Raw genomic sequence first — 12,308 nt, 5'->3', positions numbered from 1 at the left:
TCGCGCGGGGTTTACGTGGGCAAGGCCCTGTACGACATCGGGGCCGAGGGATCATCCCCGCTCGCGCGGGGTTTACGTGGGCAAGGCCCTGTACGACATCGGGGCCGAGGGATCATCCCCGCTCGCGCGGGGTTTACGACCCGGTTACTTGTGCGTACCAGCGCCCGTACGGATCATCCCCGCTCGCGCGGGGTTTACTTGTCGTTCTCCTTCAAGATAGTCAGGATTTCCGGATCATCCCCGCTCGCGCGGGGTTTACACCCAGTCTGGGGCGTGGACCAGCTGCCACCGCGGATCATCCCCGCTCGCGCGGGGTTTACTCCAAGATCATCCGTCGGTAGGCGTCGATCGCCGGATCATCCCCGCTCGCGCGGGGTTTACAGCTGTTCACCTTCCCTCGCGTCATGGCGAACAGGATCATCCCTGCTCGCGCGGGGTTTACTGCGCCATGTTCGCGAGCAGGGGCGCCACGACGGGATCATCCCCGCTCGCGCGGGGTTTACCGGTCTTCCTTACGGCGTCGTCGTCTGCGAGGGGGATCATCCCCGCTCGCGCGGGGTTTACTGGGACGTAGGCGCTGACCCAGTTAATGCCTGCCGGATCATCCCCGCTCGCGCGGGGTTTACCTATATGGCCACCAGCAACACGTTCGTGGGCACGGATCATCCCCGCTCGCGCGGGGTTTACGGCGCTACGGGCACCGTGGCTGGTGGTTCTGAGGGATCATCCCCGCTCGCGCGGGGTTTACCGCGGGGGATGAACCTCTCCAGGTCGGTCCAGGGGATCATCCCCGCTCGCGCGGGGTTTACCCAGGGCGGGCGAAGTGGTAGAAGCCGAGCCGCGGATCATCCCCGCTCGCGCGGGGTTTACTACTGGCGTCGCCCCATACGCCGTCAGGATCGGGGATCATCCCCGCTCGCGCGGGGTTTACGCCGGCACCCCCACAGACACAGGCCCACCTACAGGATCATCCCCGCTCGCGCGGGGTTTACAGTGGAAGGGCGGGGTCCTGGACCGCGAAGGCCGGATCATCCCCGCTCGCGCGGGGTTTACGCGACGACGTCGGGCGAGGCGGCCGCGAACGCCGGATCATCCCCGCTCGCGCGGGGTTTACTCTATTGAATGAACGTAACCCGATGATTGTTGCGGATCATCCCCGCTCGCGCGGGGTTTACCCCCTGCCGCTGCGGTGCTCGTGCTCGGGGGCTGGATCATCCCCGCTCGCGCGGGGTTTACGTCGCTGAATGAGTATGTTCAGATGGCCCGTAGGGATCATCCCCGCTCGCGCGGGGTTTACGACATTTGTTTGTGTGGTGTGGTTCACGTGTTGGGATCATCCCCGCTCGCGCGGGGTTTACACCTTCGCCTTATTCGCCTTGCGCTGTTCCTCGGGATCATCCCCGCTCGCGCGGGGTTTACAGCGGAATAAAGTAACCAATGGTCTCCCATTTCGGATCATCCCCGCTCGCGCGGGGTTTACCCTCCGTCTTCGTCGGAAGCACGGCAGATGCAGGGATCATCCCCGCTCGCGCGGGGTTTACTCGACTCCGACGTGGACGACTCGGGAGAGCCCGGGATCATCCCCGCTCGCGCGGGGTTTACCGGCGGGCGACTGCCCGTGCCCGTCACCCGTTGGGATCATCCCCGCTCGCGCGGGGTTTACGAAGCGAGTGCCCGCGCCGCGTCCTCATCTGCGGGATCATCCCCGCTCGCGCGGGGTTTACCCATCCCTTTTTGTCCCACCAGCGTCTCCGGTCGGATCATCCCCGCTCGCGCGGGGTTTACTTGGTAGGGGCAGGGGGAAGTCACTTAGCGTGCGGATCATCCCCGCTCGCGCGGGGTTTACGTCGCCGCCCCACGCCTTCACCTTCGAGGTGGAGGGATCATCCCCGCTCGCGCGGGGTTTACATCTCCTCGGGAAGACCAGTCCAGTGATACCGGGGATCATCCCCGCTCGCGCGGGGTTTACGGCGTCAACCCGAGGTCCGTCCGTGACTGGTGCGGATCATCCCCGCTCGCGCGGGGTTTACCCTCTCAACGCTATTGGTCAGTTGGGTGGGTATGGGATCATCCCCGCTCGCGCGGGGTTTACTTGTCTGTTGATCGCATTTCCAAGGCGTTCAAGGGATCATCCCCGCTCGCGCGGGGTTTACGGCACAATCTTTGGGAAGTAAGCCTCAAAGACAGGATCATCCCCGCTCGCGCGGGGTTTACCCCAGTTGCATCCTTTCTCAACTAGCGCTGTAGGGATCATCCCCGCTCGCGCGGGGTTTACCCGGTAGGTTCAGGATGCGGCGCATCTCGTCGAGGATCATCCCCGCTCGCGCGGGGTTTACCACATTCGCTTCTCGGTATCAGTTCCAAGAATGGGATCATCCCCGCTCGCGCGGGGTTTACGGCGACCGCGTTCGTTCGCTCCTCACGACCATGGGATCATCCCCGCTCGCGCGGGGTTTACCCTACGATTAATTCACTGCCGAACGGTGCTTCGGGATCATCCCCGCTCGCGCGGGGTTTACGTCCCCATCGAAGCGAAGGACAAGGACGGCAAGGGATCATCCCCGCTCGCGCGGGGTTTACGAGGTCTCCGTCTGGATCGACGGTGGCACATGGGGATCATCCCCGCTCGCGCGGGGTTTACAGCCCGGCGGGACGGTGGGTGAACCGGCTACACGGATCATCCCCGCTCGCGCGGGGTTTACACTATCCTGAGACTGACCACGTTGAAATGGTTGGGATCATCCCCGCTCGCGCGGGGTTTACGCAACGATGGGAACTTAGTTGTGAGTAGCAGCCGGATCATCCCCGCTCGCGCGGGGTTTACACTTGCGGAACCTTGGAATCCCAACGACGAGGCACCCTACCAGACTGCGTTTGCCTTCACTGCCGACCTAGCGCTCGCTCCGCAGGGTTCCGATAGCGTCGTCGTCTTGCAGCAATCGACCAGGACTCCTTCGGAGCCTTGACGGCGCCGGGGATCGCCTGCGATCCCTCGATCTGCCGGTACGGGGTGCGCATGACAAGGCACCCTTCGATATCGACCGGTTCACGCTCGTGCGCCAGGGAGGCGATCTCGAACCGTTGCTCGGATCGCACCGACCAGATCAGTAGAGCCCGCCCCTCCCCGATGTATGCGCGCACCAACTCCCACAACTGCTCTCGCACTCGAGCGGAGAGATGCCCGACGAAGACCCCAGGAGATACCTCTAACAACCAGCGAGTCATGGAGCCCCGCAACGAGGCAGGGGCAGCAGAGAGAACCAGAACTACCATCCCCCTGCGTCCTCTCCAGCGTAGTTCGCCCCACCAGCTACAGCACGCTGCTGGTAGTCCCACAAAGAGACGACGTTGATGTTCATATCCTCCAGATCATCAACCTCAAGCAGACGGTAGATATCTTTGACCGTCCGTTCGATGATCTTGAGCTCGAAGACCTTGTCCCGAACTCGCCGTCGAGTGGTCCCAGTGAGGTCATCCATCCCCTCGGAGACGACGTCGAAGGCGATGGGGATCGTTGTCTCCGCTTTGTACAGGTCGGCGACATCGTAGACGAAGGAGCGCTCATGGCCCGTGTGAACGAAGCCGAGTCCTGGAGAGCACCCCAGGGAGACAATCACTCCGTGAACGACGCCGTACAGGGCTGCGTGCGCGGCTGAAAGCGCCTGGTTGATCGGATCCGACGCCTCGAAGTCATCAGGCCGGTAGTCGCGTCGGGTCCAGGGAACCCCAGTGCGCCTAGAATTCTCGCGGTAAACTTCGCGAACCCGAGCTCCTTCCCGGCCTCTGAGCTGCTGCATGGTGAGCCCGTCAACACCTTCGCCGCTGAAGCGCATGCAGTACATCTCGCGCGCCACCCGCAGTCGCTTCTGGGGAGAGGAGACCCTGGCCGCTTGCTCCACTAGCAGACGGGTGGATGTCGCCAGCGATCGGCCATGCGCGTAGTAGCGCACGCCGCGTTCACCGACCCAGACCGCCGTCGTCCCGCACTCGCCCAGCAGGCTCATCGCCTGGTGACTGACCGACGTTCCCGGACCAAGGAAGACCGCCACCAGAGAGGCGGCAGGGACATGGATAGTGCCCTGATCGTTGCGCGCGGTCAGGGCACCATCCTCCCGGTGCACCACGCAGTGCTCCAAGTAAAGAAAGGACATCCGGTCCTGGACACGGGGCAGCGCCGTCACCGGAACCGGCAGCATTCTGACCATCGTCAGTCCTGTCTCACCCGGGCGAGCGTCATGAGCCCACAACCGTAGGCCTTGGACCGGCCGATCCCGGCGATGAGCGCACGGCGCAGGGGCTCAGGATCAGTGACACGCAGAACGCCTTCGTAAACGGTGCGGTTGATGGTCACGCGGTCGTATCCTTCACCTCCTGGTCGTCGCCGGTTGAAAACGGGACGCTCCCGGTACGCGACCAAAACGGCCTCGTCAGTCCCCTCACCATCAGTATGGTCCACAGGCATGAACTCGAAGCCGAACCGTGGGACGCGGTCAATGAGCCACTGTCGCTGCTGTTCAACGGTGACGTGTCCGTAGCGTTGCCCGCGCACTCCTGGGCCCCGAGAAGCCGAGTAGGACGGGTTCGCCGCGAGGCGGAAGGCCCACAGCTGCCCATCATCCAGCGAGGCGAGGAATGGGGAGTAATCCAGGGTTCGCGCCTGGGTGCCTGCCGCCCCCGCCTCCGTGACGAGCTGAGAGCAGTCAGGCTCTACCGGTGAGAGTATGTACAGGGCCGTCGTCATGCCTCGGTCGACCCGCCACAAGACTCGTCCCGGACCGACACCGACATGACCTCCGGTGGCACTCATGACGACGGCATGCATGGCCTGAGGCGAACCCAGATACTTGCGCGCGAGGCGGCGCTCCGGGGCCAGATCGATCTTCGTCAGAAACACTGGTTCGCCTCCTCCAACGCAAGCATGGGATCATGTGCGTCCACTTTAGGCACACCGACCTGCACCATGACCCGTTCAACCTGGCGGAAGTCATAGTCACGACGTCGCGGATCGAAGGAAACCGGTACATCGCGACTGCCACGGGCCGCGCCCCGCTCCCCTACGGGTACGGCCTCCTGGTCGAGAAGCAGCTCCGCGTCAAAGACATGGCTGCGGTGCCGCCTCTGGAACCAGAGTGAGGCAAGCCAGGGCTCAGCCCGAAGCGCATCGAGCAGCGCCGCCTCCCGAAGGCCCAGGGACACGGGTGGCGTCGGCGGGCATGAGCGCCTGCCGAGATACAGAGGGAAGGCCGGATGGTGGAGCGCCTCGTCAATGCCCTCCAGGAGGGGGCGATCACCTTCGATACCTGCGAGGAAAACGGCATCGGAGAGGTAGTACCGGTTCGACAAAGGCATGGAGTCCTTGCCGTCAAGCGTGCGTGCCGTGTGGAAGTCCCTGATGACTCGACCGGGCTGATCCTTACGCACCCCAAAACGCAGGGACAGGAGATCCTCGATCGGGTCTGTCCGGCGACGGCCGACAGCGGCCGCCAACATGCCGATGATGCCGCTCCTGGTCGGCTCGAGCTCAGTGGAACGAACGGTGAAGCGAGATTTCACCCCCCAGGCCTGTAACGGTCCTGCAAGTCGCAGGAGGAGGACGGTCATCAGGCTCGCTCCTCACGGCTCACTCGGGGATCCACAACCTGACGGACCCGGTCAGGTAGGTCGGTGAAGGACACACGCTCACCAAACGAGGAGACGGCATCTGAGTCCTTGAGAGCGACGACGAAGCTGCTCAGCGGCCTCAACCCGTAGTTCTTCTCGATCGTCTCGGTGTACTGAGCAAGCGCCCCCACCGAACGGTCGACGTAACCGCGGCCGGAGGACTCCGGTACCGGCTCCTCGAAGGCACCCACGAGGGAAACAGGTTGGTCGTCACGGATAGAAACAACGATGGCTTCCGGAAGGGTCCGGTTGGCGAACGTGTTCTGCTTGCCGGTGGGCATGGATAGGCAGAAACCCTTAATGAAGACCTCCAGCGCTCGCAGTGCCGCGTCGCCGTCCCCGAGGTTCTCGACCAGCATGTCGAGATTGACGGTGGCATAGCGGTACATGGTGGCCGAGGAGAACTCGACCGTACCCATCATGCCAGCGCCGGCATCCTCCTCCTCTGATCGGTTCTTCTCATCGTCGACGGCGGTGAAGAAGTCGTACTCGTTCTCAGCGGCGTGTGTGGAGATGGCGTGGGCCACTTGGCAGGCGGCATCGACATTGAGATCGGTGTCTTCAGCAACCATGCGTCCGAAGAGCGCGATGTCGACGGCGTGCTCCTCCTTGAAGGTTTTCTTGACCATCTTGGCATCGAGTGCCTCACCGCTGCGGGCCGAGGCGATGGCCAGCTCGGCCAGGCGCGCGATCTGGCTGGTGGACAGGAACAAGAGGTATCCGGATTCAGGAGTCCCGTCTTTCTTGCCGCGCGGAGATGAGAGCTTGATCTTGGCCGCCTTGAACACTCCCTCGGCGAGCGTGGTGGCGTTCTCCGCGAACTCAGGTGCACCCTTCGCAATTGCCGTGGCCAGCACCTCGACGACTCGCTTCGTACGTACGCCGACGTCATCGGCGTCCAGCAGATCATTGAAGTACAGACGCGTTGCTCGTTTCCAGGACTGGCTAGAGACCCGCAGACGGCGGACACCGCCGTAAACAGCAGATTTGGGTGAGCCCGAGTCGTCTCGGTTGACGCAGGAGGGCGGAAGGTTCTGGATGATGTGAATATCGATGTAGGTGCTCATTGTCAGTTCTCCGGGGTTGGCGCGGTTATCGTCGAGTTGGTTGCAGATGCCGGGGTGGCGTCGTCGGAAGAGGCTGGGGATTCGGCAGATAGGAACTGGTACTCCCGTGACCAGGTCAGGCGAACCTTTCTGGCTCTGCCCGGTTGCTGGAAGTGAAGGATGTCGTCTGCGAGCATGGCGTGATCCAAGGTGATGCTCCGGGCTCGGAGCAGCGAGATGAAGCCCCGCAGGTGGTGGCGCAGCTCGGTAACGGTCGTCGAGGTAACCAGGGCGTTGAAGCGCGCCCGGGCCGAAGGGTTCTCATCGTCCGGTGGACCGATCAGACTGCGGGCGGCATGGCCGAGCCCTCTTCCGGGCACGAACATGGGTTCGGTCCGTGACTGCTGGTGCACGGCATAGAGCGTCATGGCGGTATGGACGGCGGTCTCTTCCCACGTAGGGGCGTCGCCTGCATAGTCGGGAACGTGGACGCTCGTGAGCTCCCAGATCTCGGGGAGCTCTCCGGGAGGCCTGTTCGCGCCCTTGCGCAGAGCGGCCAGCTCACCGCGTGCTCGAGCCTCATTGCGCCGATAGCGGGCTTGCAGGCCCTCCTGCCTCTTCGTTCCGCCAATGCGCTGGTCGACGAGGCGGCCGGCATTCTCCTCCAGCCGCGGGCGGTAGGGCCGCTGGTGCGCTCCGGGCGGTACTGCATCCGCGGGGTTGGCGTGTGTATTGGTATCCGACACAGTCATGCCGGTGTCCTTTCTTCATTCTTATTGTTCTCAGCGCTGCTGTCTTGCTGTGCAGGTGCTGGTACGGCCACGTTCAGAGCACGGCGGAAGAAGAACAACGCCTTGCCGACGTCCATCCGCCCCTTTCCCTCTCCACGCCCGGCGAAGGCGGTATCAGGCACGGCGGATGCCAGCGCTTCCTGCTGTGTCCATGCCTCGGAGCGCAGCAGCCTGCGCCACTGGTCGCGAGCCCTGATCGGGTCCGCTTCGTCCAGGGAGGCGAGCCATCGGGGGAAACGCTCATCAATGACCTGGTAGAAGGCGGCACCGGCGTGCTCGCGCGCAGCCGACGCCGTATCCGGGCTCCCACCGCGAGCGCGGTCCAGGTTCCCGGCCAGGTTCCGCAGTGCGGAGGCGGCCTGTTCCGTCTCCTCCATGGCATCGCGCACAACGGCGAGCAGTCGCGTGTTCTCGGGGTCGAGTAGACCGGCGGGCAGGGAGAGGACGTCGTCGATGAGTTCGACTACGTTCGTTTTCTTGTCAGGAGGATCATACGAAATACCTACTGCATGAACGGGAATTATGCCAACCCTAGGGACTAACTGACGCCGCATAAGCTCCTGATAAAACGCAATGATCGTAGGAGGAATTGTGTCCGAAACATTGAGTTGCGGAATTAGAGACGGAAGACTCCTCCAGAATGCCACATCACTTTTATGTCCCACGGGCATAAACACCGAGGGGAGACGAAGCTTTTTCTCTTGCGCAGACGACCTCCTCCACGAGCTCATCGTTTCGACAGCTTGAAGGTTTTGTGGAGATGTTTTTGTCCCATTCCCAAGAAATAGACCAGTAACATGAACGTCATCACCAATCAGAAGCACCCGACGCGACTGCCAAGTCAAGCAATAAACCGGCCCAGTTGGATTGCTTGAAGTTTCGCTGCACCGCGAAGTCGGGGTAGCTAACTCCCAGGGCGCCAAATCTGTTTCAGTATCTACAATCGAAGCGGACAGAAAAGACGCGGGAACCACATTCAATAGCATAGTCTTCAACAGATTGTTCGACGTGACATATGTAGTTCCGAGCTGCCCAGCCCATCCAGGTCCATTCGGCGGAGTCGTGCCGTTCGGATTTCTTCTCGGATCACCCAGAGCCCCGCTTCGAAGTCCCGCAGGGTCGAAGGCGTGAACATGAATTAGCCACCGCGCCGCCTCAGACCAAGAAAGAGACTCCAATCCATCGCCAATTCTAGTTGTAAATAAAGGCCTTTTGAGGTCTTTAGGAGTATCGATGATCATTTTTGATATGGGAGATACCGTTCCCTGTATATCCGCAACCTGGAAGAAGGGACGGTCCGGGTCGCGCAGGTCGAAGCGCTCCCGGTAGCGCTCGAGATAGTCGATGACGTCCCGCCCCAGGCGCTCGGGCTCCTCCCAGTACTCCCTCCAGGTATCCAGGTCCTCCGGCCCATCCATGGCGCGGTGGCAGATGGCCAGCAGCAGGCGCAGGATGGCCACGTCCTGGCTGGCGATCTCGCCGTGGATCCCGGTGATGTCCGTCGCCTCCCGGAACAGGGTGAGGAGGGAGACCTCATCGGGGGCGCCGTCGAGCCTGGTTACCCGGATCCAGGGCTCGTCAAGAAGATTGAAACGCTGCGTCATTCTGATTGGACCTCCTTGAGCCCGGTGGATGGGGAGTACTCGAGTACGGTGTCGGCCAGCTGCGCCCGGCCTTCCTCCAGAAGAAGGAACAACTGTCCTCGGAGCTGCGGATCATCCTGCCAAGCGGGTACAACGCATTTCTCCAGCTCATCGATGACCTGGTCGATCCGGTGCGGATTGCTCAGGCGCGGAGGCAACCTCACGGCGGACAGGGCCATGGCGCGGGCGATCTTCTTGTCCGGAGCGCGGTCTGTGGGGATCATGGCTCCTGGAGCCTCCGGTGCGGATGGCAGGGTGCGCAGCTCCTCCTGGCCGCCTACCCGGCACAGGTCCAGGAGGATGACCTCCAGGGAGTCCTCGCCGTCGCGGACCTGGGCGCGTCCCCCCTCCTCGTTGTCGGAGGCCGTCACGTGCAGCCAGCCGATCAGGGAGGCACTCTTCCCTCTCCGCTCGGGCTCATTCAGAAGGAATCCCTGAGCGGCCTCATGCTTCGCACGGTTGCTCGTCGCGTATGTCTCCCGAGCTCGGTCGACGGCTTCCTTCCACGACGGCGGCACTGGGGCATCGGGACCGTAGACGGCCTCGATGAGGTCGTGGACATCGTCGGGAACCGTGACGACGCCGGGGCCGTCGATCACCCGGTCCAGTGCGGCCGCGCTCATGAGCATGTCCTGCTCGCCGTAGATCGCCTTGGCCCCCGGTTCCAACGAGGGCTCGGGGGACGACGTCGACGGCAGCCAGTCGATGTAGCAGGCGGGCTCGGCAAGTCGGGGCGGTCGCCGCCGCTGGTGACGGTGCAGGCGTCCCATGCGCTGGAGGACCAGGTCGATGGGAGCGAGGTCAGTGACGAGCAGGTCGAAGTCGACGTCGAGGGACTGCTCGACGACCTGGGTGGCGACGACGATGGCTCTGCACGGGCGCTTTCCAGCCTTGCGTGGAGGGCCGAAGCGGTTGAGAAGATCCTTGTCCTTGGCGAGCCGGTCGCCGATCGTGAACCGGGCGTGGTTGAGACTGACGTCCTCGCCGAAGTGCTCGCGCAGCTGCTCATAGGTCTCCTGGGCGCGCCGCACCGTATTGCGGACCACCAGCGCGCAGCCGCCGTCGACGAGGGCCTCCTCCAAGAGCGGGATCAGAGCATCCTTCGTAAGCCGTCTGATCCGGACTGTGCTGCGTCGTCCCGACGCGGTCGGGACGACCTCGGTGCGATCCTCACCAGCAGCGACCAGGCAGGGGAAGGGAGTGTGTACGTTCTCGGGGGCGGGACACCGGCGGACGCGCTTACCCGCTGCCAGGCGCAGGCCCCGTCGGTAGGCGTCGACCATGGCCGAGCAGCGGGCCTCGGACAGTGTGGCCGACAGGAGCACCACCGGCACCCCGTAGGCTGCGAGCCAGGTCAGGACCCGGTCCAGGTAGACGTTCATGTACGTGGAGTAGGAGTGCACCTCGTCGACGATGACGACCTTGCGGGACAGTCCCAGGTGTCGCATGGCCAGGTGCGGGGAACGCATTGCCCCGAACAGCAGGTGGTCCACGGTGGTGACGACGAAGTCCGACAGCATCGACTTCTTGCGCCCACTGAACCAGGCCAGGATCGCCAGGTCGGCTCTGCGGCCGTCCTCGGAGTCTGCGGCACGGCCCGTTCGAGCCTCTTCCTCATCCCATCCGATCCCGATAGGGCGCGGGGTCTCGCCGGTCGAGTCGTCAAGCGATCCAAGGAGCCGGTCGCGGATCTCGTAACCGCGGCGTCGCAGAAGCTGCGCCTCCTTGTTGAGTCGGGACCGTCCGTGCAGGAGCTGAGCGGCGAACTCCGACGGCGCCCCCTCGTCGGTGTAGGCCTTCTCAATGTTCTCCAGCCAGTCGAGCTCGCGGGAGAACATGGCGTCCGTCGTCGCCTGGGTGGGTAGAGCGAAGAGGATTCCGGAGCGGCGGGTGCGGGCGGCGAGCACCTCGGCGGCCATGAGGGCCGCCTCGGTCTTCCCTCCTCCCGTGGACTCCTGAACGATGAGCATTCCCGGCAGGTCCATGGTGCGGGCAGCCTGCAGTGCGCGCACCTGGACATCGGTGGCGCGGGCATCGTCGGGCAGGTTGAAACGGCTGGTGAGCAGGCAGTCGGGAGCGGTGCCCTCGTCGCGGGGACGCCATGGCGCGGGGATCTCCAGACGCGACAGGCCGGTGGCCGCACGAAGGGTATGGGCGTCGGGCGCGAGCAGGCGCGCACCATCGTCCTCAAGGGACAGCAGCGGGAAATAGGCTTCGGTCGAGGCGATCCAGTCCGAGACGATGAGCAGCCCCGAGAGCTCCACGAGGAAGGGCTGGGACCATCGGTGACGCGCCCAGCGAGGGAGAAGAGCCGCGGCACCGGTGCGTCGTGTGACGAGTTCGAGGAGCTCGTGGCGGGTCGCGCTCCACGCCTCATCCTCACCGAGGAGGTGCTCATGCCCGTAGTAGTCCTGGCCGAGAGCCGCCGCCGTGGGCGGGATACCGTGATGGGCGCCGACGACGGAGGCGAGGGCCTCGGCGGGTTCAAGGTCCCAACCGTGCCCGTCCATGAGCCAGTTCTCCAGGATCAAGTGCCCAGCCAGGGCGTGCGGTACCTTGCGCCGTTCGAGAGGATCTACCGGTTCGTGGATCAGCCCTGCCTCCTTCATGCGGTCGTCCAGTCCCGGGACCTGGACGGAGAAGGCCGGGGTGCACTTGCCAATGTCGTGGACGCCGGCGACCCAAGAGGCGAGCAGGCAGAACTCCTCCACCGGGGTCAGCCCAGACTCGGAGCCCGCGAACTCGCGCTCGATGAGCTCACGAGTGGTAGGTGCCAGCCAGCGTCTGGCGAGGTGCTCGGCCACCGCAGCGGCGTCGAGCAGATGCAGCCAGAGCGGCAGCCAATGATGACTCTCAGGGTCGTAGCCGAATTTGGCCCACACGGATCGGACTTGCGCCGAGAGCGTCACAGGGATCTCCTTCGTTGGAGGGTGAAGCCGAATGGACCTCGACACTGAGGTTCGTCCGCAGGGGAATTTGGAGTGCTTCAGCGGAAACCGCGGCTGCCGCACAATAGCGACAGCCCACCCCTAAGACATTCGGATCATTCAACCAAAGGAGCATCAGGGGCCGAGTTTCCACGGACGATAGTAGCACGCACACCACTCGCCATAAAAACTGCGACGCAGCGGAACATCTGACACTCAAGACCCTCGGTAGGCGATCGA

At 63.7% G+C, this 12,308-nt stretch carries 8 protein-coding genes and 1 CRISPR repeat array; all 8 genes read right to left on the bottom strand.

Annotated features, from left to right (window positions below; all coding sequences use genetic code 11):
* Nucleotides 1-48 precede the first annotated feature (48 nt).
* A CRISPR array of direct repeats spans nt 49-2,824; the repeat unit is 28 nt; unit sequence GGATCATCCCCGCTCGCGCGGGGTTTAC.
* A gap of 56 nt (nt 2,825-2,880) precedes the next feature.
* From cas2e to cas3, 8 genes are read right to left on the bottom strand one after another with little or no spacing between them, the layout of a single operon-like run.
* The gene (gene cas2e / locus AB7V09_RS00985; protein ID WP_419142656.1) at nt 2,881-3,225 is read right to left on the bottom strand and encodes a type I-E CRISPR-associated endoribonuclease Cas2e; all 345 of its coding nucleotides are present in this window, start codon (nt 3,223-3,225) and stop codon (nt 2,881-2,883) included.
* Between the two features lie 41 nt (nt 3,226-3,266).
* Nucleotides 3,267-4,205, bottom strand: a complete 939-nt coding sequence (cas1e, locus tag AB7V09_RS00980; RefSeq protein WP_419142655.1) for a type I-E CRISPR-associated endonuclease Cas1e — start codon at nt 4,203-4,205, stop codon at nt 3,267-3,269.
* A 2-nt stretch (nt 4,206-4,207) separates the two neighbouring features.
* Nucleotides 4,208-4,894, bottom strand: a complete 687-nt coding sequence (locus AB7V09_RS00975; protein WP_419142654.1) for a type I-E CRISPR-associated protein Cas6/Cse3/CasE — start codon at nt 4,892-4,894, stop codon at nt 4,208-4,210.
* Nucleotides 4,885-5,601 carry a type I-E CRISPR-associated protein Cas5/CasD gene (gene cas5e, locus AB7V09_RS00970; RefSeq protein WP_419142653.1) on the bottom strand — a complete coding sequence of 239 codons (717 nt, stop codon included), beginning with the start codon at nt 5,599-5,601 and terminating at the stop codon, nt 4,885-4,887. Before cas5e ends, AB7V09_RS00975 begins: the two co-directional genes overlap by 10 nt.
* The gene (cas7e, locus tag AB7V09_RS00965) at nt 5,601-6,728 is read right to left on the bottom strand and encodes a type I-E CRISPR-associated protein Cas7/Cse4/CasC (protein WP_419142652.1); all 1,128 of its coding nucleotides are present in this window, start codon (nt 6,726-6,728) and stop codon (nt 5,601-5,603) included. Before cas7e ends, cas5e begins: the two co-directional genes overlap by 1 nt.
* Nucleotides 6,729-6,730: 2 nt before the next feature.
* A complete protein-coding gene (casB, locus tag AB7V09_RS00960) occupies nt 6,731-7,459 on the bottom strand; it encodes a type I-E CRISPR-associated protein Cse2/CasB (protein WP_076133410.1) in 729 nt (242 codons plus the stop codon).
* A complete protein-coding gene (gene casA / locus AB7V09_RS00955) occupies nt 7,456-9,102 on the bottom strand; it encodes a type I-E CRISPR-associated protein Cse1/CasA (RefSeq protein WP_419142651.1) in 1,647 nt (548 codons plus the stop codon). Before casA ends, casB begins: the two co-directional genes overlap by 4 nt.
* Nucleotides 9,099-12,050 (bottom strand): CRISPR-associated helicase Cas3', encoded by a 2,952-nt coding sequence (gene cas3, locus AB7V09_RS00950; protein WP_419142650.1) that lies wholly within the window; start codon nt 12,048-12,050, stop codon nt 9,099-9,101. The genes casA and cas3 overlap by 4 nt, the downstream gene beginning before the upstream one ends.
* Nucleotides 12,051-12,308: the final 258 nt, after the last annotated feature.

Origin of the sequence: Actinomyces sp. SKVG-SVH-4(1), assembly GCF_048514265.1 — a bacterium.
Lineage (GTDB): Bacteria > Actinomycetota > Actinomycetes > Actinomycetales > Actinomycetaceae > Actinomyces > Actinomyces oris.
The sequence above is the reverse complement of the archived record's forward strand: the minus strand, read 5'-3'. Positions and strand labels throughout refer to the sequence as shown.